The 24,695-nt window shown below is 60.0% G+C and carries 14 protein-coding genes and 1 pseudogene; 2 read left to right on the top strand and 13 right to left on the bottom strand.

The annotated features are described in order from the left end of the window. Positions 1–104: 104 nt before the first annotated feature. Positions 105–1,307: an acetate kinase gene (locus CAQUA_RS01630; protein WP_196824798.1), complete on the bottom strand. Its 1,203-nt coding sequence runs from the start codon at positions 1,305–1,307 to the stop codon at positions 105–107. Next, a complete protein-coding gene (gene pta, locus CAQUA_RS01625; protein WP_196824799.1) occupies positions 1,308–2,696 on the bottom strand; it encodes a phosphate acetyltransferase in 1,389 nt (462 codons plus the stop codon). A gap of 131 nt (positions 2,697–2,827) precedes the next feature. Between pta and CAQUA_RS01620 the strand changes: the two genes are divergently transcribed. Next, a complete protein-coding gene (locus CAQUA_RS01620) occupies positions 2,828–4,222 on the top strand; it encodes an FAD-dependent oxidoreductase (protein ID WP_196824800.1) in 1,395 nt (464 codons plus the stop codon). A gap of 177 nt (positions 4,223–4,399) precedes the next feature. Beyond that, positions 4,400–5,578, top strand: a pseudogene (locus tag CAQUA_RS01615) (IS1249 family transposase); the annotation flags it as partial. A gap of 175 nt (positions 5,579–5,753) precedes the next feature. Here CAQUA_RS01615 and CAQUA_RS01610 read toward each other — a convergent pair. From CAQUA_RS01610 to rplK, 11 genes are all read right to left on the bottom strand, one after another. Next, a complete protein-coding gene (locus CAQUA_RS01610; RefSeq protein ID WP_290178544.1) occupies positions 5,754–10,100 on the bottom strand; it encodes a YPDG domain-containing protein in 4,347 nt (1,448 codons plus the stop codon). A gap of 330 nt (positions 10,101–10,430) precedes the next feature. Then, positions 10,431–11,777, bottom strand: coding sequence for a Rib/alpha-like domain-containing protein (locus CAQUA_RS01605; protein WP_196824802.1), 1,347 nt, complete (start codon positions 11,775–11,777; stop codon positions 10,431–10,433). Next, positions 11,707–11,985 carry a hypothetical protein gene (locus CAQUA_RS01600; protein WP_196824803.1) on the bottom strand — a complete coding sequence of 93 codons (279 nt, stop codon included), beginning with the start codon at positions 11,983–11,985 and terminating at the stop codon, positions 11,707–11,709. Before CAQUA_RS01600 ends, CAQUA_RS01605 begins: the two co-directional genes overlap by 71 nt. Before the next feature lie 238 nt (positions 11,986–12,223). Further along, a complete protein-coding gene (locus CAQUA_RS01595) occupies positions 12,224–15,223 on the bottom strand; it encodes a hypothetical protein (protein WP_196824804.1) in 3,000 nt (999 codons plus the stop codon). Positions 15,224–15,244: 21 nt separating this feature from the next. After that, positions 15,245–19,222 (bottom strand): YPDG domain-containing protein, encoded by a 3,978-nt coding sequence (locus tag CAQUA_RS01590; protein WP_196824805.1) that lies wholly within the window; start codon positions 19,220–19,222, stop codon positions 15,245–15,247. 156 nt (positions 19,223–19,378) lie between these two features. Then, on the bottom strand, positions 19,379–20,365 hold the full coding sequence (pgfA, locus tag CAQUA_RS01585; RefSeq protein WP_196824806.1) for a cell envelope lipid trafficking protein PgfA: 987 nt from the start codon (positions 20,363–20,365) through the stop codon (positions 19,379–19,381). Between the two features lie 172 nt (positions 20,366–20,537). Further along, positions 20,538–20,927: a 50S ribosomal protein L7/L12 gene (rplL, locus tag CAQUA_RS01580; protein ID WP_196824807.1), complete on the bottom strand. Its 390-nt coding sequence runs from the start codon at positions 20,925–20,927 to the stop codon at positions 20,538–20,540. Positions 20,928–20,981: 54 nt separating this feature from the next. Continuing rightward, positions 20,982–21,506, bottom strand: a complete 525-nt coding sequence (gene rplJ / locus CAQUA_RS01575; RefSeq protein WP_196824808.1) for a 50S ribosomal protein L10 — start codon at positions 21,504–21,506, stop codon at positions 20,982–20,984. A 457-nt stretch (positions 21,507–21,963) separates the two neighbouring features. Next, entirely contained in the window at positions 21,964–23,019 is a 1,056-nt protein-coding gene (locus CAQUA_RS01570; RefSeq protein WP_196824809.1) for a choice-of-anchor M domain-containing protein, read from the bottom strand. 340 nt (positions 23,020–23,359) lie between these two features. Beyond that, positions 23,360–24,067 carry a 50S ribosomal protein L1 gene (rplA, locus tag CAQUA_RS01565; protein WP_196824810.1) on the bottom strand — a complete coding sequence of 236 codons (708 nt, stop codon included), beginning with the start codon at positions 24,065–24,067 and terminating at the stop codon, positions 23,360–23,362. Positions 24,068–24,179: 112 nt separating this feature from the next. Continuing rightward, a complete protein-coding gene (rplK, locus tag CAQUA_RS01560) occupies positions 24,180–24,608 on the bottom strand; it encodes a 50S ribosomal protein L11 (RefSeq protein WP_196824811.1) in 429 nt (142 codons plus the stop codon). Positions 24,609–24,695 lie beyond the last annotated feature (87 nt).

Below are 24,695 nucleotides of genomic sequence, written 5' to 3'. Positions count from 1 at the left end.
TGGATCCCAGACTACCTGTTTTCACTTATATCTGCAATTACGGAAGTCAGAAAAACCCGGAAGCAGCTAACTGAACTGCTTCCGGGTTCGGATAGGGCTGGTACTTAACCCTGCTGCTGCGCAACAGCGGCGGCCTTTTGGGCAATCGCCAGCTCCTCGTTAGTAGGAACAACAAGGACCTTGATTGTGGAGTCCTCGGTGGAGATCACTCGTGCTTCGCGGGAGCGTTCCTCGTTCTTCAGGTCATCGATCTTGATGCCGTAGAAGTCAAGGTTCTCCATGGCGCGGGCGCGAACGATCGCGTCATTCTCACCGACACCGGCGGTGAAGGTGATGGCGTCAACGCGGCCCAGCTCGATCATGTATCCACCGATGATGCGGCGCAGCTGGGTGAGGTAAACCTCGAGTGCCAGCTTGGCGTTGTCGTTGCCCATGTCAATCAGGCGGTGAACGTCACGGAAGTCATTCACACCGGACAGGCCCTTCAGGCCCGAGCGACGGTTGAGCAGCGTATCCAGCTCATCGACATCCATGCCGTTGCGGAGCAGGTACAACAGCACGCCCGGGTCAACGTCACCGGAACGGGTACCCATGACAAGACCAGCCAGCGGGGTCAGGCCCATGGAGGTGTCAATCGGCTTGCCCGCACGGATCGCGGAAGCAGACGCACCGTTACCCAGGTGCAGCACAACTTGGTTGGTCTCTTCCGGTGCACGGCCGATGAGTTCCGGCACAAGACCGGAAACGAACTCGTGCGACGTTCCGTGGAAGCCATAGCGACGAATGTTGTGCTCAGCCGCGACGTTCTTGTCAATCGCGTACGTTGCCGCGGCTTCGGGCAGGTGGTTGAAGAAACCGGTGTCAAACACGGCAACGTGCGGCAGGTGCGGCAGGAGCACCTGCGCGACCTTGATACCGGAAATGTTAGCCGGGTTGTGCAGAGGCGCCAGCGGCGTCAGTGCTCCGATCTTCTGAATAGTTTCGTGGTCCACCAGCGCCGGAGCGGAGAAGGTACGGCCGCCGTGCACAACGCGGTGACCAACGGCGACAGCGTCTTTACGGTGCTTGTCCAGGCCGGTTTCGTGCATGAATGCAACGGCGGCGGTCATGCCGTCGTGGTGGTCGTGCAGCTCAAGTTCCTTGACGTACTCCTCACCCTCGGACTTGATGGTGATGCGTCCCTTGGGCTCACCGATCTGCTCCACCAGGCCGCTGACGATCGGGGTGTCGGTGGCGGTGGATTCCGGGTCAACGTACTGGAACTTGACCGAAGAGGAGCCGGAGTTAAAAACTAGGACAAGTGACATTTAATTTTCTCCCTGTGCCTGGATAGCGGTGATGGCCACGGTGTTAACAATGTCCGGAACGGTCGCGCCGCGGGACAGGTCGTTGACCGGCTTGTTCAGACCCTGCAGGATCGGACCAACGGCAAGCGCGTTACCGGTGCGCTGCGCGATCTTGTAGCCAGCGTTACCAGCCTCAAGGTCAGGGAAGATGTACACGTTTGCCTCGCCGGCAACCGGGGAGTCCGGAGCTTTGGACTTACCGACGCCCGGGTCGCACGCCGCGTCGAACTGCAGCGGGCCGTCCACCAGCAGCTCAGGATCAATCTCACGAGCCTTGCCCACAGCGGCGGTTGCACGGTCAACGTCCGGGCCGGTGCCGGAGGTACCGGTGGAGTAGGACAGGATTGCAACCTTCGGGTCGATACCAAACTGTGCAGCGGTCTTTGCAGACGTTACGGCGATCTCACCGAGCTGCGCAGCGGTCGGGTTCAGGTTCACGGCGCAGTCACCGAATGCCCACAGGCGGCCGCGCATGACCATGAGGAAGATCGAGGAGACCACGGTAGAACCCGGGGAGGTCTTGATGATCTGGAAGGAAGGCTTAATCGTGTGCGCGGTGGTGTGCGCTGCACCGGAGACCATGCCGTCGGCCATTCCGCGGTGCACCATCATGGTGGCGAAGTAGGAGATGTCCTTCATGATCTCGCGCGCCTCGGGCACGGTCATGCCCTTCTTCTTTCGCATCTCTGCGAATTCCTCAGCAAAGGAGTCACCGAGATCAGAGTGCTCGAAGTCCACGATCTCAGCCTTGGACAGGTCCCAGCCGTTCTTCGAAGCACGCGCCTCGATGTCCTGCGGGTCACCCAGGATGGTCAGATCCACAACGTCCTGCTTGAGCAGCTGGTGAGCTGCCTCAAGAATGCGGTCATCCTCGCCTTCGGGAAGAACGATGTGCTTCTTGTCTGCCTTCGCACGGCCAATCAGCCAGTTCTCAAAGACCTCGGGGCTCTGCACCTGGTGTGCTTCGACGCCAGCAGCAGACTCCAGCACGGAAGCGTCCACAGACGTCACGGTGTCCGCAAGAACGCCACCCAGTTCAGTCACGCGACGCGACACCAATTCACCGCGCGCAGCGTCGTCCGCAAGCAAAAGCACCGGAACGCCTAGCGACGCAGCGACGGTCGCATCAAAGCTAATGTTGCCGCGGCCGGCGATCAGAGCGTCACCCTCGCCCAGCAGGTCAGCACCAACGAGTTCCGCTACATCAGTAGACAGCGTGGACAGATCCACCAGACGCAGACCCGCAGACGATGCGAGTGCCTCCAAATCGATACCGTCAAAGTTGCGGTTCGCCAGAGTAAGAAGTACGGACTTAGATCCTGAAGCATTGCCGGAATTAATTTCAGACATGTGCCACCAGCCTTTCGGGTGTGAGATGTGCAGCGTGTAGGTGTTATTCACGAATTGACAAAGCCGTATAGGCCTTAGCGCGCCCCAGTGTAGCTTCAACCACGGTTTCCTGGGAGCTTATAATCCACCGCATGACTGAAACCGCCTCTTCTGCTACTACGCCACTCCGCGTTGCCGTGGTCGGGTCTGGCCCGGCTGGCATCTACGCATCGGATTTGCTGATCAAGTCCGGTGTAGACGTAAGTATTGACCTTATTGAGCGCATGCCAGCACCGTTCGGTCTCATCCGCTACGGCGTGGCCCCGGATCACCCCCGTATTAAAGGCATCATTAAATCCTTGCACTCCGTGCTGGACAAGCCGCAGATCCGCTTGCTGGCCAATGTTGAGGTAGGCAAGGACGTGACGGTAGAAGAGCTCCGCGAGTATTACGACGCAATTATCTTCGCCACGGGTGCAGTAGCGGACAAGGACCTTAACGTCCCAGGAGCGGATCTCAAGGGCCACTACGGCGCCGCCGAGTTCGTCGGTTTCTACGACGGTAACCCGGATTTTGAGCGCGACTGGGATCTCACTGCCGAAAAGATCGCCATCGTCGGCGTCGGGAACGTCGCTCTCGATATCGCCCGCGTCCTGGCAAAGACCGCGGATGAGCTCCACGTCACGGAGATCCCGGACAACGTGTACAGCAACCTCAACCAAAGCGCGGCAAAAGAGATTCACGTCTTCGGCCGCCGGGGCCCAGCGCAGGCAAAGTTCACCCCGCTGGAGCTCAAAGAGCTGGATCACTCCCCCACCATTGAGGTCATCGTGGATCCAGAAGACATTGATTATGACGAAGCTTCGGAGCAAGCACGCCGCGACGCGAAGGCTGTTGACCTCGTCTGCCAGACGCTCGAAGGCTACGCAATGCGCGACCCCAAGGGCGCACCGCACAAGCTCTTCATCCACTTCTTCGAATCTCCGGTAGAAATTCTTGGCGACGACAACGGCAACGTCACCGGCTTCGTCACTGAGCGCACCCAGCTCGACGGCAACGGCGGCGTTACCACCACGGGTGAAACGAAGACCTGGGATGTCCAGGCAGTTTACCGCGCAGTGGGCTACCGATCCGACGCGATCAAGGACGTTCCCTTCGACGATCTCAACGCCGTCATCCCTAATGACGAAGGCCACGTGCTCACCGAACCCAACGGCGAGATCGTCCCAGGCCTCTACGCCACTGGCTGGATTAAGCGCGGCCCCATCGGCCTCATCGGCAACACGAAGTCCGATGCAAAAGACACCACGAGCATGCTTATCGACGACTTCCACGCCGGCAAACTCACCCCCGCACCAAAACGGACAAGCGAGGAGGCGTTTAAGTTCTTCACTGAAGAAAAGGGCCTCAAAGTCACTACTTGGGAAGGCTGGCACAACCTGGATGCCGCTGAAAAGGCAGCCGGCGAGGCCGAGGGCCGCGAGCGCAAGAAGATCGTCGAATGGGACGACATGGTGCGTGCGTCCCACCCGGAGTATGAGATTTAACTACATCTACGAAAAAGGGGTGGATGACACAATGTGTGTCTAATCTTCGGTATATCTGCTGATCAGGCTGCATAAATCGGGCTTGAATAGGGTTTTCGGTTTATTCGGGCTCGTTTTTCGTTCAATCCACCGGAATGGTACCTCCATGTGCTTGCTGGGTGTTGGTGGGCTTCTCCGGTGACACCAAACAGACCACGATGCCCCTCATTTCATGGGGAAACAAAGAAAAACGGTCCCACCCCCAAAGGCTCCACTAGGTGGCGCTGCAAAGACTGCGGAGCCACCTTCATACGCCACCGCACCGACCAAACCCAAGCACGGGACTTCACAGCCTTTCACGCCTACGTCACTGGCACAGCGTCACTTAACGATGTAGTCGGCACCTTGAACGACCCCCGCCCCACACTCGACCGCCGGTTCGCCACGTTTTGGCTCATCGATGTTCCCAACACCCCAGACCCAGACCGGGTCTACGACCAGATTTTCATCGACGGCACCTACACCGACGCCGGCTACCTGCTGGTTGCCGCAAGCCGCGACCACGTCATCGCCTGACACTGGGCTAAAAGCGAATCAGCCCACGCCTACACCCAACTACAAAGCGGCATCGCCGCACCGTTATGCGTCGTTCTCGACGGCGGCCAAGACGCCTTATCGGCGATCAAAGCCTGCTGACCCAACACGCAGATCCAGCGCTGCCTCGTCCATGCCCAACGCGTTGACCGCCGCTACACCACAACACGCCCCCCGCACCGATGCCGGCAAGGCCATCTATGCACTAGCGCTGAAACTGACCACGATCACCACCTTGGACCAAGCCCGGGAATCGACGCTGCGTCTACACGACTTCGCAGTGGTCTACAAGGCCTTCCTCAACGAGATAACATTCCCGACTAAAGAGCGCAGCACCCTCAACCGCCAATCGGAATGGACCCAAATCCGTGTGCGTAAGGCTTACAACTCGCTTGTGCACCTTTGACGCAACTACCGGCTGTTCACCTTCCTCCAACCCCGCCGGACGCACTCGAACCAGACCGGTAGGCAGCAACCACCAACAGTCTTGAAGGCGGGATCAACGCCCAACTCAAACGCATCGCTGACGCCCACCGCGGCAGATCAGGAGAGCGACAACGCAAAGTGCTCGAATGGTACCTGCACTTGAAAACGCAACTGCCTGACGACCCATTACAGATCGCCAGGCAGTGCAGGTTCGGACAAAATCAACTCGCCAAAGTTCCCGATCTCGTCCCTAAAGACCGAAACGAATCCGACCATCAAACAGGCCGACCAGCGGTCTACGACAACGCTATCCCAACCGACTACGAACACTCAGTAGGAATCAGAACAGGACCCCTCAAACAACAAAAAGCGTGCCCATCCGACGACACGCCGACCAGACATGCTTTTTGTCTATTAACCCACGAAAAACGCCCGCTGAACCTCAGCGGGCGTTTCTCATGTCGAAACCTTAGCTAGGCCCCCACCCCAGCCTTGCGGCTGGTAGTGCAGGATCCATAGCTTACCGTTCTAGCTACTGCGTCTCTGTCGCCGTCGGCGCAGTGGTAGCAGCGGGAGTGGTCGACGTCGCAGTCGACGTTGACGTCGAGGCCGTGGTCGACTTCGTCGTAGTTGCCGAGGTAGACGTCTTCGAAGTAGACGGTTTGGTTTCCGTCGTCTTCTTCGTCGTCGAGGTCCTCGTGGACTTCGGGCTCAGTTTCGCGAAGCCGGAAGAACCAGTCTTCTCGTTCGGGCTGCAGTTGCTTGCTACAACACCGACTGCGGTAAGACCAGCAGCCAACAGTGCAAGACCGAATGCAACCTGACCAAGGCTGATACGGGCTTCCTTCAGCTGGAGGTCGACCTGTGCAATCGCACGAGCCATATCCGGGTTGAAGATACCCAGCTGTTGCTGCAGTGCGGTGTTAGCGCTCTGGATCTGGAAGCTGACTTGGTCAATGACCGGTCGCAGAGCCGGCAGGCCAGCAGCAAGTGCCAGACCGACCGGAACCAGGAGCGCAAGTGGGACGCCCATCCCGATCAGGGAACCGACGCACATATCCTTCTTGCTGACGCCATCCTTCGTAGCGCCCTCAAGCTGGCTGGACAGGCCCTCGCGAACAACCTTGATAGTTTCAGTGTTCCCGTTGGACTCAACCGTGACGGTATCGCCGACAGCAACGCCGCCAGGAACTGTTACCTTCCAGTTTCCGTTCCCGTCTGTAGTCTTAGTCTCCTTGAACTTCTCCTTACCGTCCTTATCGGTGACGGTAACGGTGACCGAACCATTAGCAGGACCCTTACCCTCAATCACGGTGTCACCGGGCTTAATCGGGTTAACCGTGATGCCCGTCTTGTCCGTTTCCGGCTTGGTGATCTTGACCGGCAGCTCACCGATCTTGTTGCCGCCCTTGTCATTGACAACAACCGTGGCATCCTTCGGATCAGTACCCGCAGGCACCGTCACCTTAATCTTGCCCTGGTCGTCGATCTCAACCTTCGAACCCGGAATCTTAGTGCCGTTACCATCAACAAGCTTCCCGGTCTCCCCACCCTTCGGGTTCGTCACCGTACCAACAGGGTGCTCCTTACCATCAGCAGGAACATTCGTGTTCTCACCAACAACAGCCGGGTTCACCGGAACAACCGCAGTAACCTCACCGTTCGGGTTCGTAGGAGACTTCAGATCCGGATCCTTAATCACAATCGTGATCGGACCCTTCACATCCTCACCCGGAGTCACCACAACTTCAGACTTACCGTCTGCATTCGGATCGGTCACCCGAACCTCAACCGGCTTGCCATCACCATCGGTCGCAGTGACCTTGGTATCCGCATCCGGGTTAACAATCGTCACACCCGTCGGCTGCTCTTCACCATTCGAATCCACCGGCGTGATCTTCGACGGATCAACAACAACCTTCCCGTCCGGATCAGTCGTGGTGTTCTCCACCGTGGTGGGTTTACCCACAAACAGGTTGAAGAACACGTCATCAACCGTGCCATCCGCATACGTCACCTTCACCGGAATCGGGTGAATACCATTGACAACCTCAGCATCATCCGGGATCGTACCCGTCACCACACCAGTGGCCGGGTCAATCTTCAGATTCCACTTGTCCCTCAGCTCATCGTTGCCTGGGGCGATGTTGAAGTCTTGACCATCATTAGTCTTCAGCTCAAACTTCGGCTTAGCATCTGCTGGCAAATCCTTTACCTCACCGGTAGCAGGATCGTGGAACGTCGGAGCCTCAGAGCTAAAGTCCTGCCCCTTCTCCTTACGCACATCACCAAACCGCGGCTCGAAATCATCCGCCGTACCCAAAATGTAGACCGGCACATACGCAATCTCGTGCGAATCCTCAGTACCCGCAGCCTTCGCAGCCTCATCCTGGTAGTACGTCACCAACACCGGAATCTGGTTCAACCCCGGCTTCGCACCAGCAGGCACCTTGGTAATAGTGATCGCACCAGTATTAGGATCAACGGTGATATCGCGAGCGTTCCACCCATCAGGCAGCTGACGGTCTCGACGCGAACCCGGGTTCAACTCAAACTTCGCAACCGGCTTCGCCGCAACCGGCTTACCATCAGCATCGAAGAACTTAGGGGCCTCAATTGCGACATTGTCGTCACCCTTGTGAACCCGCTTCTCGTCATACCGCGGCTGGAGCTTGTTAGCCAGCTTCTCCTCAGTCTCCACCTCAATCTCAAGGAGATCCTTCGTGCCATCTTGATAGGTCACAACCACAGGAAGCTTGAGAATCTCATCCTGCTTGCCGTACGGCACCGCCGGCAACACAACACGACCATCATCAGTGAACTGAATATCGTCGTACTCAAAACCACGATCGTTACGGAAGTTCTCCTTCCACCGATCCAACGACGTACCACGCTGCGCCGAAACCGGACCAAGCTTCGCACCGTCAGGCAACTGATCCGTCGTCGTGCCCGGGTTCTGGTCATCTGTCACCTTCGGCTTACCGGACACCACATTGCCGACCTTGACATCAACCCCACCCACAGTGGAATCAGCAGTCTGCTTACCGTTGTCCCCAGGGTTTGGAGCATCCGCCTTCGACACCCTGTCGTAGGTCACGTCGTAGCGAGCCGATTCACCAGCAGAAACAGCAAACGAATCCGCCGCACGAACCTCATCACCCACGAACAACATCGCGGTGTAAATATCACCATCTTCCGCCGTGTCCGGTACCTTCAAACCGAACTTCGCGGTATCACTTAGATCACCACACGTATCCAGCTTCGTGCCAGCCTCAGAGTGATACGGATCCGTAATCGCCCTCGGACGAGTACCAGAACTCATCTTCTGCGAACCATCCGGGTTCACAACCTGGCTCGTCGCAACAGTCTTGCCGTTAGCATCACGCTCACCGGTCTTGACCCACACAACACGAGTCTCAACCGGAGGCAAAGCACCATCAATCACCAACTCCGCAGTGGCCCCCCGCTTCGCCTGGTGCAACGTCTCGTCATAGTCCTTGACATACATATTCAAATTGCTGTCCTGCGGGTACCCAGTCACAGCAAAATTATTCGCATACTTCAACCCAGACAAAGCGGCCGGAGTCGGAATCGGGCTCCAGTTCGACGGACCCGCAGCATTCGTAAACACCGGACGAGCAAACCTAGTGTGCGCCTGCACAATCACACCATGCGGATCCTCAACCCACATGTACACATTCTGGGTGTAATCATCGAAATTCTTGGCGTACGCAGGAACATCCACATGAATCGCGTAGTTACCCTGAGCATCCGTCGTACCAACGTAGGTCTTCTCGAGGTACTCCGGGTTCGCCTTCAACGCATCACGCACCGCCCTAACCTTGTCAGTTTCAGTGGCACCATCTTGAATATTGGTGATCTGGGCCCTGCCCTCCTCCGTCAACGTCGTCAGGTACACCTTGTACCCCTCCAACGCACTATCACCATGGTTCGAACCCGTCGCATACGCCGGACCCGTGATCAGGTTGATGGAATCCGCACCACGACCCCCCTCACGCCACACACGACCAGACACAAAATTCCCGCCAAACTTCGGCTGCGTACCCGCAGGCGTCTCCACCAACGGACCATTCTTACCGCCCGCACGCATGTAATTCACACCCGTTACCGGATCAATCGGCAACTCACCCATCTTAATGTCCACACGCTGAACATTGACCCCCACAAGCTGGAACTGACCCGTCGCACGACCAGCACCCATCGAATTAGCCCACCGCGGCACAATACCGTTACCAAAACGCACCGGGTAAATAATGCTACCCGTACCACCGTTCTGCGGATCCCCGTTTACACCCGGCTCCGTCCACACACGATAAAACTGGTCATTATACGCCTCATACACATGGTACTGACCATTCGAATCAAAGAAACCCTCACGCAAATCAAACGCGTAAGTACCCGGACTAGCCTGCGCACCACCCACATTGTTATGCGTGTACGTCACATACACCGGCGAAATAGCACCCGTCGCCGAACGCCACTGCATATACACCGGAGTACCCTCAGCAACCGCCTCACCCGTACCGTTGGTCACCGTACCCGTACCAGCCAAGTGAACCCAACCAGAAATCGTCGACTTCGCATTCGTGAAATCCGTCGACGAGTTGATGTAACCAACCTCAATCGCATCACGCTTCTCAGCCGTACGAGCAGCACCCGACACCCACTGCGCAGTATCAGGCGTGAACTTCGCATCCCACGGCGTAAACGGCTGACCACGATCCACACACGTAAGATTCACACCCTCCGGCTCACGAGCAACAGACACCACCGGCTGAACCACCGGAGCAACAAGAGCCACAGACAACGCAGCCGCAGCAACCGTCGTACCACGACGACGAATGACCTTCTTAGACATAAGTTCCCTTCCAAGAACAATCGATAAGGAATCGGCAGAAGTACCGGATTCCAGCAATATAGAGAAATCGGTATTCAGATATCAGGATTCATCGCAACCTAGCCTCGAGCGAGAAAGCGTGTGAGCTACCAAAACGTGAAACCCGAATGGACCGGACAGGCAGAACCAAGGGTCGCGTACGAAACCTCAGAGAGAAGTCTACTCAGCTTCCATAGGTGATTTCAAGCGCTACCCATAGCCTGAACTGCTATTTTTAACCCGGAAAACACTTTCCGAAGCCGTATAACTCGGACAGTCGAGGGCCATCCAGTTTATATAAGAAGCCTTTTATCAGATCCGAATTCCGAATTGGCGTAGAAAATCACGGATCTGCTTATCGTAATATCGGTAACCGAACGCGCCGATGGCAATGAGAGCAATTACCCCGACCGCGACGCCGAACCAGGTTCCCTTGCTCGAACCCGTGTTAGAGGATTCTTTGTCGAAACTGGACGGGTCACTAGAACCTGAGGTAATACGTACAGATGCTAGGATCTCTTCAACCGAGCCGTCTTTGTAGTAGACCCGAACAGGAATATGCTTCACTCCGTTACGGGCTTCCCCATCCGCCGTGATGGTCATCGTCCCGGTCTGCGGGTCGATCTTCACCCGCACGCCCTCGACAGTAGTGACTAGGCCGAACGCCGCATCCACCTGCGAGATCAAGGAAACGTCCGTGGATTTGCCTGGGTTGAGATCAACGGTCGGGTACGCAGGCTGTTGCGTGTCGGCGTGATTCTGCATGGCTTTGACTTTCACCCTCACCACGCGTTGCGAACCATCCGGGTAGTTGGTCACCACGGGTACGTCAGCTGTTTCGCCCGCGTTGACAGTACTCGCAGTGGTAACACTCAGATCGCCAGACTTGGGGTCGATGGCTACCGACCATCCCGCCTGGTTAAAGGACTGAGCTACCCCGTAGGTGGTACCGCTAGGTGCTTTGTTTTCCGGCGAGTAAGTTGCGAGGGTATTTCGTGGAACCTCAAGGTTTGGCCACCGTGTGGCATCACGGCGAGTCTGAGAATCAATCTCGACTTTCAGAGGAATGATGTCCGAGCTACCGTCCGCGTACGTAACTCTGGTCTGAAGCGTATAGATCACGCCAGGCTTCGCATTGGCTGGAAGCGTTACAGTGAGAGCACCAGATTTCTTATCGACGGTTGCATCCAAGCCTCGCGCATCCAGCATCTCAAATGATGAGCCGGCAGGGATTCCGCCGACTGGCTTAACAGTCACCTGAGTTCCAGGAGCAGCAACTTGCTTTTCGTATTCGGGTTCATTCTGCGCCGCCTGATTCCCGCCCTGGGTAACTCCAACCGTAACGTCGACAGTTTCCTGAGAACCATCGATGTAGCTGACGTTAATCGTTACGGCGATGGGTTTAGCATCCGCTGTGGGAGCAATCGCACTGATCTCCCCGGTATTGCGGTTGACGGAAACTAGCCAACCCCGTAGACCTCCGTCCGGCCGAACCAAAGCGAATTCTGTTCCCGCTAATAGGTCAGACACCAGACTTACAGAAATCCGCTGCCCCGGCACAGCCACCCGCCCGGACTCATACGCGGGGTCATTGCTTTCCGCGAGCGTTCGGGCAGCGATGACGAACGTGGCTTCTGCGATCTTCGCCGGCGGGATCATTGAAGGTGACCCTCGCGGACCCTTCATCGTCGTCCAACCGGAGATCCACCGCCCGAACCGAGCCGTCCTCGTCAGGGTCCTTCGTGTAGGACACGGTGCCGTTGGTAGTCGAGGTGATGGCGGCGTCGGCGTGAGGCACCGGTATACCTGCGAAAGTGCCCAGTCCACCGGCGGCCATCGTAACCACCGCGGCGATTACAGCGGCCAAAGATCTACATGATCGTTTCAGAGCGGTTCGCACGAGCTCGACCCTTCCGTAAGGCTGCGTGACACTGGAAAAACGCACCTGCGCGCAGCCTAAAGAAATAATCATCCTTACGTTAATTTATTGCACTTGAGCTGACAAAACGAACTTGGGATAAGAATCTTGGCAACTTCACAGACCGTGCTTACGTGGGTCTTAGTTCTAGCCGCTGAAGCGGGACCGGCCGGGGTGGGCGGTACCGCTAAAGGGCCAGGCCGCCCGCCAGCAACATGAACGCAGCCGCGGCGCCGCCGATCACGGCCAAGACGCCGACCACGATGCCGACGATGGCACCGGTGGAGAGGGTTGGTGGTTTGTCCGGGGAGGCGCCGGGTTTGTTCTGGTGCTGGTCGCTGTTGTTGCCGCTGTTGCTTTGGGTGCTTGTCGGTTGCTCCTGGTTGCTCGGGGTGGGGTTTTCCTTCCCGGTGGGTGTGTTGTTCTCAGTGCTTGTATCGGCGCTGGGGTTGTGGCGGCCGGGCTCGTTGTCCGGTGCGGTGACTTGCTTGTTGGGCAGGTCGGTCACCGGCTTAGCCGCAGGGGGACGGGTCACAGCGGGGGCGTCGTGGGCGTCCATGCGGGTGGGCGCGGAAACATTCGGGGCTGGTGCGGGTTGGGCGGCGTTGGCGTCCGGGGAAAGTGCCTGGTTCGCGGCGTCTTTCAGACGCTGGTCGTTGGAGTTGACCAGCTCTTCACGCACGCGGGCGGCTTCCTCCGCGGTGTAGTTGATCATGGGGAAGGAGTACTCCTCCGCAAGCACGGTCTTGCCGTCCTGGTTGACGATGGCGAAGCTCACCGGCAGGTTGGGCAACGTGAATCCACCAATACCCGTGATGGGCACGTCCACAGCTACCTTGGCACCGGGGCGCGGCAAACCCGAGAGGTGCACGCGCTGCGAGGTAGAACCGCCAGGCCAGGATGCCCGCAGCGTGAAGTCGTGGCCGTTGGAGCCCTTGTTGTCCAGCACCACTCGCACGAAGTTGTCTGTGCGGGCGCGCGAGAGCGTGCGGCCCGTGAGGTGCTGCACCGGACGCAGCCCGGCGATACCGTTCTTCGATTCCGCGGCGAGCAGGTCCAGCTCACTGACGGAGAGCATCTCGGCTTCCACCTCTTGTTCGCCGGCGGGGATATTCTCCGTCAGGGTGCCGATCTGCGGGGAGTAGAAGCGCAGGTTCTGCCAGTCCGCGGGCACGCGGTAGAAACCCTGGAAGCACTCGTCCGGGGCCGAGAGGCTCCTGCACGCGGCCTCAGCCTTGTCCGGCATCGGGGAGGTCTCACTGTCCACTTCGGTGCTGGTGAAGCCGAAGTGGCGCATCTGGTACAGGTAGTTCATCGTGGACAGGTACTTAGGGAAGTAGTTGGCTTCCTGCCCGTCCTTGAGGCCTTCCACCACGTACCCCGGGGCGTGGACGGCTCCGGAGTGGTCCAGACCCAGGATGTGACCGAACTCGTGAAGAATTGTGTTGCGTAGCTGGGACAGCTCCGTCATACCGTCGTTCTTGGCCACGTAGAAGGAGCGACCATACGCGCCCAGGCCAGAGCTCATGGAGAAGTCATACGCCGGGTTCGGGTGATGTGGCGCCAGCTGATCCCCGATCACGCCCACGTGGAACACGCTCTGGCGAGCGCCGAGGAGCCTGTCGCGGTTCTTTTCCAAGCGGCGAGTGGAGTCCAAGTTCAGCGGGTTGTCTTTCGCCGGGGTGAAGTACGTCTTCTCATACGTCTCCGTTTCCCCGCCGAAGCGGTACTCGCTACCGGCATTGTCCGTGGAGTAGTAGGAGCCCGCGAAGATGTGCAGGTTAATCCCCTGTTCCGCAAACACGTTCTCCAGCTGCTTGAGTACCGCGCGCGGCGGGCGGTATTCCTTCACGTCCGCCTTCGCGCAGCGCGAACGCCACTCCTCCAGCGATGCGAAGCCGCTCGCCGTCGCATCAAAGGGCTGATCCCGGTAGCACTTGAGCTGCTCCCACTCCGAGCGCATCCAGTTCAGCTGCAGGAAGACGTCCTTCTTGTTCGGGTCGGCGCCGAACCTGTGCAGGGGCAATGTGGTGCCGTCGCCAAGCGTGACGCCCTCGCGCTCCCACACATCCGGCAAGCCATCGCGGTCCGTATCAAGAGCCGCCTGGTTGGTGTCCACCGTGAATCCCACGGACGCCCTCACCGTCTGGTTGGTGGGGCCGGACTTGACGTTACCCACCTGGAAGCGGGCACCCGCGGCGTCAATGAAACGCTCCGCGCCGTTGTCCAAGGCATCGCTGACCTTGCGGTACTCAAAGCCGGTACCCATGGCGCCAACGTTGTCGGAGAACACCACGGTCTGGGGGTCGCCCTTGCCTCCGGCTGGGGTGAACGCGAAACCACGCCTGTCGCCCTCGAGCACGCGGGCCTCTCCCGGCTTTGATGCGTGCACGTAGTGGGCCAGGTCCACCTCCACCCGCTTCGTGCCCTTCGGGGTGACGGCGATGTCCAGGGTCGCGGAATTAGTACCCACCGTGAACGTGCGCACCACCGTGGCCTTGTCCGTGTCCGAGGAAATAGTCACGATGTACGGACCAGCGCCGCCGGAACCCTCCTGGCAGGTGACCTCGGCGTCCGCCTCAAGGTCGAGCGCGCGACCACCGTTGACCCACACCGAGGCCATGAGTGAGGTACGCATCGCGGCCGCGAAGGTGAGCGGGTTGTCGTAAAGGAAGTCGGAGGTATTCGATGCCCGCACCAACGCCGGGTTGAAACCCGCGCCCGTGTTTGCGGCGGTGACAAACTGGCAGAAACTCGGGCCCGTGGGCTTGGGTTTCGGCGTGTTTGTCGGCGTGTTTTCTAGCGTGGTTGTCGTCGTGGTGGGTGCTGTGGTGGGCGTGACAGGGTTCGGCGGCGTGTCCGGCTGGTCGGGGTTGTGCGGCTCGGCCGGGCGCGTGCTCGTACTCGGCTTGCGCGTGACGGTGACCGTGGTGGTGGTCGTTGTGGTTCGGGTGGTTGTTGTCTTCGGCTTCGTGGGGCTCGGGGTGGGCTTCTTCGTGGGGCTCGCCCAGGTGCTCACCACCACTCCGTCGGTTCCGGCACCCGGCTGGACCGGGACCTGGACGGCCTCGTCTTTGCCCGGGCTCACCGGAGCCGCCGTGGACACCGGGGTCGTGATCGGCGCCGTGGCCGTGGCCACGAGAGCCATCGATGCTGCTACAGCGATGATATGGCGTGCGATGCGCATGATCTTTCCTCGTTCCCCCTCTTACAACCTGATCCCGAAGGAAGCCAGCATGTCCCGAATCTGTGGATTGGTGACGGCAAATGCCGCCGCCCCGAGTACGCCGATGAGAACCGTCAGCGCAACACCGATGCCTACCCGGGCACCCTTGCTCATACCCTGATCGGAGGATGGGTCTTTGGGCTTCAGCGGGTTCTGGGAGTCTGTGTCTCCGGCGTCAGTGTCCCTGGGTGTGGTCGACGGCGGTGTCGTGGCCTGGGATTCGGGCGCGGGCTTGGACGACAGGCCGTCGTCCGGCAGCGGGGCGGGCGGTTCGATAGTGACCGGCGCTTCGATGGTCTTGTTCGAGCCATCCGGGTACCGCGCCTCAACCTCCACGTTCCTCGTGGCGGCCGTGGCCGTGGCCACTGCGGTGACCTTCAACCTGCCCGTGGACGGGTCGATCTTCACCGCCAGGTCCTCAACTTCCCTTACCAGGGAGAACACGGTACCCGGCGGGGCGTCGAGGTTCAGTTCCGCGGATTCGCCCGGGCGCACCGAGACGCCGGAGTACGTCAGCTGCACCACATCCGCGCGGTTCGGCGCAGCCCGCAGTGCGATCGTGACCTCCTTTTGGGAGTCATCCGGGAAGGTAAGCACCACCGGCACGGCGATCTCCGCGCCCGCCTTCACGTCAGCCGACGTGGTCACGGACAGTTCGCCCGTGGCCTTGTCCAGCCCGACGAACCAGCCCGGCGCGTTAAAAGTGCTCTTCACCCCGTAGGTGGTACCCGCAGGGGCGGCGGTTTCCGGTTTTTGCGTCACCACCGTCTCGCGCGGGACCGTGATGCGCGGCCAGCTCGCGGTAGATGTCCGCGCTATTGAGTCCACCTCAATAGAGGCGGTCACGGTCTCCGTGCTGCCATCGCGGTACGTCACCTGGGAGCGCACCGAGTACGTCGAGCCTGGTTGCGCGTCAGTGGGGATCGTGGCGGTGATTGCGCCCGAGTCCTCGTCGATGGCGGCGGCTAAAGCCCAGCCGTCGATAAGCTCGAATCGCGCTCCCTGCGCTCGATCGGCGGGGCCCGGAAGGGTGAGCTTTTGACCGCGCTTAGCCACGACAGGGGCGAAGGCCGGCGCATGCCCATCCGCCTCGCTCGGGCCCGTGGCCACGGAGATTGTGGGCGTGAGGGTGCGCGCGGAGCCGTCGTCGAACGTGAGGTGGATCGTTGGCGTGACCGACTTCGGCGGCTCGGTGTCTGCCGGCGCGGTCGCACGGATCGTACCCGTGCGCTCGTTGACCGTGATGAGCCAGCCGTTGAGCTCGTTGTCCGCGGCGAAGAACGCGAACTCAGCCGATGCCGGCAGGTCCGTATCACCCTCCTGCTTAAGCGTGATCGTCGCGCCCGGCACGGCCTTGCGTTCACTCTCATACCCCGGGGTGTGGCGGTCTGCCGCGAGGAGGTCCTCGATGACGAACGTGGCCTCGGTGGTGACATCACCCTGACCCGGGACGGCGGCGATGAGCTTAACCGTCTCTTTCGTGCCCGGTGTTACGTCGCGCGGGGCTTCGAGGGTGACGGCGCCGGTGTTCTTGTCCACGGTGGCTTTAGGGGTGGTGGGGTTGGCTGGGTTCGCCGGGGTTTCGGCGAGGCGGAAGGTCGTGCCCTCCGGCACCGGCTGGTGCGACACCGCGTTCGTACCGTACGTGCGGGTCACCGCGGGTTTTTGCGACGCGCGCGAGCTGCCGCGACGCACGTACGTCACCGGGTAATCCACCGCGGTGACCGGTTCCTCCTGCGGGTTCTCGATGGTGATATCGCGCGGCGGGCGGATCGTCTCAAACTCCGCGAACATCACGTCACGGGTGGCGTCTTCGTACGTAACCACCACGGGGACCTTGAGGGTTTCCCCGTCCTGACCCCACGGCACCGTGGGTAAGACCACGCGGCCGCCGGCAACCATCGAGATGTCGTCATAGGCGAAGCCGCGTTCCTTTTCAAAGATCACCTTGCGATCCTCCGGCAGGGGCGCAACCGCGTAACCGTCCACGCTCGGGGGCAGGCCCTGCGTTTCGCCGGTGGTGACGCTCTTGAACCACGGGAAGTCTGAAAAGACTTTGCCGCTGACGTCGATGCCGGCATTCTTCGTGCCTTGCGGCTGTTTGCCCGGCGCAGGTTTGTTCTCCCCCAGCGGGGCCTGCTCGCCCCTCGGCGCCACGCCCTCGTAGAACGGGGTGTAGGTGGCGGCCTGGCCGGTGTGCACCATGAAGGAATCGCGGGCGATGACCTCGTCGCCGATGATCAGCTGAGCCACCCAGACGTCACCGTCCTGGGCATCCTCCGGGACCTCGAACGTGGCGTTGTTGATGTCGGCGCAGGTGGTCAGGCGCCAACCGGAGCCGTCGACAGGCAATGGGCGGCCGGTCATGAGCCGCCACTGCACGCGGGCGCCCTGGGGCGGCAGCGTGCCGTCGATACGCAAGCGCGCGGTCTCCCCCGGCTTAGCCAGCCTGTACTCGGTGTCGAAGTTCTCCACGAACATGTTGAGGGTGGCCTGCGGCGGCGAGGACGTGACCGCGAAGTGCACGTCGGTGATGGAGGGCCCTCCGCTGGTGTTCAGCTGTGGCAGTGGCCTGGGGCTCCAGTTGTGCACCTCCCACGCCGGGCGGAACTCCGGCAGCATCCAGCCGGAATGCGTTTGCAGGACCGTGCCGCCCGGGCCCTCAACCCACATGTAGGAGTACTTCACAATGTCCTGGAACGAGCGACCTGGCTGCTCAATCTTGACGATGCGGTAGCGGCCGTCAGCCTCCGTCACGGTGTTGTAGTTGTAACCCACCCAGTACTCGTTACGTTCCTGGGCCTCCACGATCGCGTCGCGCACGGCCTTGGCGCGGGCGCTTGCCGACTGCTCACGCTCCTGGATCGCCGCGATCTTCCTCGCACCCTCCGGCGTCAGCGTGGCGAGGTGCACGGTGTAGCGGGCGGCTGGCTTGTCACCTGTGGGGATGTCGTACACCGGGGTCTGCTTACCCTCGGCATCCTTGCCGCTTTCGAGCCACACCCGGCCAGAAATGGAGTTGGCGTTCCCACCCGCGGCGTTAAACTGGTTGAAACTGTAATTCCGGGCGTGCATGTAGTAGCGGTGGCCAGCTTGGGGGGCATCCTGCGCAAACGGGATCTCAGTGAGGCGCACGTCCACGCGCTGGACGTTCACGCCCCTGTTCTGGACCGCGCCAGTGGTGCGGTTGTCACCACCGGCTCCCGACCAACGCGGCACGACGCCGTTGCCGAAACGCACAGGGTAAAGCCAGTTCTCCGAGACCTGGTTGCGCTGGGGTTCCACCCACACGCGGTAGGACTGGTTATCCGCTGCGGTGAACTGGTGGTACGTGCCTCGTGCGTCGACAAAGCCCTCGCGTAGGTCGAAGGCATACACACCCTTGCCGTCGCCCTTGAGACTGTGCGTCGTGGCGGAATACACCGGGGACACCGCTCCGTTGGCGGACTGCCATTGCAGGTAGACCTTGATCCCGTCCAGGCCCTCACCGGTACCCGGCGCCATCGTGCCCGTACCCGCCAGCGTGACCTTGCCCGACACCGTACTCTTCGCCTGCGCCAGATCAGCTGCCGACGTCACGTAGTCCACATCGATGGCGTCGCGCGCTTGCGCGGTCGTCGACACTGCTGAGGTCGTGCCAAACGGGTACGTGTTGGAGTTACCCGTCACCGGCTTACCGTTGACTGTGCTCGTGTTCGGCCTGTCCTCGCACTTCGGGTCGATCCCGCCTGGCAGCGCATTCGGCGCTGGCTGCGCCTGCGCCTGCGGGACCAGGGACGTGTGCGCCGCTGGGGGCACCACCGTGGCGGACAGAGCCGCAGCAACTGCGGCGGCCGCTAACGTTACGCCGCGGCGGCGGTGGACGGGGCGTCTGCGCGGATCGTTCGCGACTTGTTTGGCAGCGCGCTCAGTTGTTCTCGCCGACCCAGCATCGGCTGACGACGACATCCTCTCGGACATATATTTCCTTCCAAGAAACTAAATGACCAGGGAGTTCCCTCAGTACTTTCTCAAGAAATCATGTTATTACCCTGTGAACGGCGTGGCCGAATGAGTGAGCAGTTTTACCCCGAACGGGGTATGCGCTTTCTTTGGAAATAGGAGGATTGCGCGGAATTAGTCCGTCCGCTCATGCTGCGGGAGCCTACGCTGCGGGCTTCTGCACTGCGGACGCAGCGCGCCGACCAGCCCGGCGAGCGTAAGCAGGCCACCGGTCACCAGAACCGCGATCGTCACGATGCGCGAATCGTAGGCAGTGACCCTCGGCAGCTGACTGGCCAGCGCCTCCACCTGGGCATCATCCATTGTCGCTTCGTACGTTGCAATGTTTCGCAGGCCGCGACCGGTGCGGTCGGCATAGTAATCGTCGATAAGCTCGCTCATGCCCACAACCAACCCGGTGGATTGATCGACCATGAACTCGCGGCGGGCGGCGTGGGTGAGGTACGCCTGCTCGAGCGTGCCGGGTGCGACCTCGACCATGGTGATGTTGGCGGGGTCGTTGAACAGCGTGGCCACGTTAGTCGGCGCGATCTCCTGAACGAAGCTATAGGCCGTTCTACCTGCTATTTCTTTCTCGCCGGTGAAAGTCGCGGGGGCCGTCGTACGCAACGTGGGGTCGAAGACGTTGTACGTGGTTTTCTCCACGTGGACCGGGAACTTCAGCCAGACACCTTCGACGGGGATCTGCGTTTCCGGCATCGCCATCGTGTTCGCCACCTTCACCGGCGAAACAAACTGCCCCGTGTGCCGATCCATCTCAAGCGCCCAGGTACGTGCAGCAATCAGGTTGTCAATGTCGCTTCCGCTACCGTTGCCCCCCGTTAGGCCCGCGGGGCCGCGCAGCAACGAATCCCCAATGCGTAGTCCCGCGACCTTATCCGTCGACGGGTTTTGGACAGTCATATGCAACTGGTGCGTCACCGACGCAGGCTTCCCATCAACTGTCGCATCCGGATCATGAACCGTCCACGTCGTGTGCTCCAAATCCAACGGGAAACGCGCGTCACCATTAAGAAAACGCGGCGCAGCAATCCCAGCCAATAACAGCGCCAGGCCAAGACCGACCAACAGCGCAGAGATGACACGGGACTTAGGCAACATGAGTTATAAGTTTACGCATCAGCGAGACCCGGTGAATCCTGGGCATCGAAAACGCGAAACCCCGCCGGCATCTCCTTCCCTTAGGTGCAATGCACCGCTGGGGGAAAATGCGGACGGGGTTTCGTCGATAAGCAACTCAGGCTCTTCGCTTGAGCCTAAGAGACCCTCTAAATTACTTGAGGGTAACGGTAGCGCCAGCCTCTTCGAGCTTGGCCTTAGCAGCCTCAGCATCGTCCTTGTTAGCGCCCTCGAGGATCGCCTTCGGTGCGCCCTCAACCATTTCCTTAGCGTCCTTCAGGCCGAGACCCGGAACGAGCTCGCGGACAGCCTTAATAACGCCGATCTTCTTGTCGCCAGCGTTCTCCAGAACGACGTCGAACTCGTCCTTCTCCTCAGCAGCCGGAGCGTCGCCAGCAGCCGGAGCGCCAGCAGCCGCAACAGCAACCGGAGCAGCAGCGGTGACCTCGAAGACCTCCTCGAATTCCTTCAGGAACTCAGAAAGCTCAATGAGGGTCATTTCCTTGAAAACGTCGATCAGCTCTTCTTTGGTGAGCTTAGCCATGATGGCATCCTTTCTTTAGTGAGCGGTAGTGGCCGCTCAGATTAAGTGTGTGAATTAAGCAGCTTCGTTTTGCTTGTCTTGCAGCGCGGCAACCAGGCGAGCCGCCTTGGAAGCCGGAGCCTGGAACAGGCCAGCAGCGTTGGCCAAGTTGCCCTTCATAGCGCCAGCGATCTTCGCCAGCGTGGTCTCGCGGTTGTCCATGTCCGCAACAGCCTTAACGTCATCAGCGTTAAGAGCCTTGCCGTCCATGAATCCGCCCTTGACGATGAACTTGTCATTGTCAGACGCGAACTTCTTCATCACCTTGGCAGCGTCCACCGCAGCGTCACCCTTAATAAAGGCAACAGCGGTCGGACCAACCAGGAGATCATCGAGACCCTCAACACCGTGCTTTGCAGCCGCGATCTTGACGAGGGTGTTCTTGGCGACGTGCAGCTCAACATCAAAACCCAGCTGACCGCGGAGATCCTGCATCTGCGTAACAGTCAGACCACGGTACTCCGTGAGGAACACCGAGTCAGCGCCAGCGAACTTTTCGTCCAAGGCTTCCAACTCAGCAACGTTCTTCGGGTTTGCCATTTTTCACACGCCTCCTTCCAGTAACTTCATTTGTTCTGTCCGCCGGGGCAATGTGCGTTTCATGCGCTTGGCTTAAAAACGAACAACGCCCCGTGCAGAAGCACGAGGCGTATCTGGAATGCCAGCTTGCGAATCGCGCGCCAGCGTAGATGCCACGTTTCTCCTGCGTGGGCCACTCCGTGGGGAGTCTTCGATCCCTTCGGCATGGGAACCTTTAGGGATGACCGACGGTCTTTGGTGAAACTTGAGCTCGGCCTAGAATCGGCCGTTCAAACTTCGATTGGGGAGTTTAGCGCGGTGAACGCCTAGGACCAAATCGCCCGTTGCGTTCCACGCGGTGTCGGCTGGTCTTCGGAAGCCGATTCGCTGAGTGGCCGAACCACTCACGGAGATTTCACGATCGCGACCTGCAGTTTTACGAACTTAGTTTCGCTGAGTGGCCGAACCACTCAAGGAACTATCCCTGCTGGCGATCGAGCCGTTGTTCGCGGCGGGCGCGGGCGCGGGCACGCTTCAACGTGACCAGGCTTCCCACACCCAGGATCAGGGCGAAGACCACCAGTCCAACGAACGTCCACATGACACCACTTCCACTTTGCGTGTCTTCGGTCGCGGCGGCCCCATCGTGTTCGGCCCCGCCGTCTGCCTCCGCCGCGCCCGTGCTCGCCGTACGCCACGGATCATCGAACGTAGCCGCGCGCGCCTGCGCCGGGTTAGTGGAATCCCCCACAGCGAACCTTATGACGTTCTGGTGCAAGGTGGTCAAGCCCGAGTGCTCCTTGAGTAAGAACTGCACGGCCACCAGATGCACGCCAGGCTCGGTGAACACCCAGTTCGCGTGGGTGTGAGTATCCGCTTCCACCCACATCGGCTGGTGCCCGCTCAACCGCGAGTTCCACAGTTGTTGCGGCTGACTGGACCCGCCGTCGTGCAGGAACAAAGAAAAATCGCCCGGGCCCTGATGCCCACCGAACGCGATATTCACGCCGCGCTCAGACTTATCGACGACCGCCGGCGACTGCACAGTCCACCCCAACCACGGGACACCGGCGACCTCTGTTTGCGGCACCACCCACACCTTTGCCCCAGGCTTCGCGCCGGTGAAAGAGAGCTCGTCGGCCTCCGGCAGCGTCTGAATGGCATTGTCTGAAACCGCATTGTCGGAAATGGCCTTATCTGAAACGGCAAAGACGACGTCGTCGATATGGCGCCAGACCGGCGGTGCCTGCGAGTCGTCGCGGACCATGAAGTTCAGCTTCCCGTTCACATACACCGGCCCCAAGTCCGCGTGCCCTTCGGAAATGACCACTTTCTCCCCGAGCGGCGCGATCTTTTCATCCGCGTTGACCCTTTGCTGAAGCGCAGGGTCATTGCTTTCCCCCTGGGCCTGCGCGATTCCAGCCGAACCAAGGCCCAGTGCCACCGCGACCGCGTTCGCAGCTACGACGTTCTTCACCACGCCTCGTATCGCACGGAGTGTTCTGTTGTTCTGGCGGCGGTTCTGGCTGTTCATGGGTTCTCCTTTAATGGATTTTCGCGCGCATCAGAGCAATTGTCTGCGGGTCAAGGCTGTCGCCGCGGATGGTACACACTTGCACGCCGGAATGTTCGGTGAGTGTGGGACGCTTCGTCGATAAGCCTGAAGCGGCGATCCACCCATTCGCGAAATTTTGCTTACGACAGAAACGTAATTCTCAAACCTCCGGGTCAGAGCCTTTAGCCTTTTAGATGACGCTTCACCTAAGACGAATTTCGCGAACGCGGCCCCCAGCAGAAAAGGCAAAACCCGCCCCCGACGGCCCATGGGACCGCGGAAAGCGGGTGAAAATGCAAACGGGCGAGTGCCCGGTGAACTACTCGGCGTAGTTCTTCTGCACAGACGGGTCGACCGGGATGCCGGGACCCTGGGATGCAGCGACAGTAACCTTCTTCAGGTAAACGCCCTTGGCGGACGCCGGCTTGAGGCGCAGGACCTCGTCGAGAAGAGCACCGTAGTTCTCAGCCAGCTGCTCCGGAGTGAAGGATGCCTTACCGATCAGGGCCTGCAGGTTCGCAGCCTTGTCAACACGGAAGGAGATCTTACCGCCCTTGACCTCGGAAATCGCCTTAGCAACGTCCGGGGTCACGGTACCGGTCTTCGGGTTCGGCATAAGGCCGCGGGGACCGAGGACACGAGCCACGCGACCGACCTTAGCCATCTGGTCCGGGGTAGCGATTGCAACGTCGAAGTCGATAGTGCCACCGTTGATCTGCTCGATCAGTTCGTCGGAGCCAACGATGTCAGCGCCAGCTTCGGTTGCCTTGGTAGCGTTCTCGCCTTCAGCGAACACAGCGACGCGGACGGTCTTACCGGTGCCGTTCGGCAGGGAGACGGTACCGCGAACCAGCTGGTCAGCCTTGCGCGGGTCGACGGAAAGGCGGATTGCCACGTCGATCGATGCGTCGTAGTTCTTCGACGAGGTCTCCTTTGCAAGAGCCACTGCCTCAAGCGGGCGGTAGAGCTTCTCGCGGTCAACCTTCGCCAGGTTTTCCAGGTATGCCTTGGAGTGCTTCTTGGCCATGATTATTCCTTTTCGTTGAAGTTCGAATCTTCGTCATGAATGCGCCCGCGCCGTCAAGGCGCGAACTGGAATGTGGTACGGGCCTGACCAGGCCCTGCCACGAAATGTTTGTTTACTTTTCGACGGTGATGCCCATGGAGCGAGCGGTACCAGCGATGATGGCGGCACCAGCTTCGATGTCACGAGCGTTGAGGTCGTTCTTCTTGGTCTCAGCGATTTCCTTGCACTGATCCCAGGTGACGGAGCCAACCTTCTGGGTGTGCGGAACGCCGGAGCCCTTCTGCAGGCCAGCGGCCTTGAGCAGCAGCTTCGCAGCCGGCGGGGACTTCAGGATGAAGTCGAAGGAGCGGTCTTCGTAGACCGTGATCTCCACCGGGACGATGTTGCCGCGCATGGACTCAGTCGCAGCGTTGTATGCCTTGGTGAACTCAACGATGTTCACACCGTGAGCACCCAGAGCCGGACCAACCGGCGGGGCCGGGTTTGCCATACCTGCTTCAATCTGAAGCTTGATCAGGCCTGTGACCTTTTTCTTAGCCATCGAATTACCTCAATTCCTTGGTACGGGGCGCACGCCACGATGAAAACGGGCGCCCTTCCGGATGCCAGCACGCCAGCCACCGGGGAT

This window comes from Corynebacterium aquatimens (assembly GCF_030408395.1).
Taxonomy (GTDB): Bacteria; Actinomycetota; Actinomycetes; order Mycobacteriales; family Mycobacteriaceae; genus Corynebacterium; species Corynebacterium aquatimens.
The sequence above is the reverse complement of the archived record's forward strand: the minus strand, read 5'-3'. Positions and strand labels throughout refer to the sequence as shown.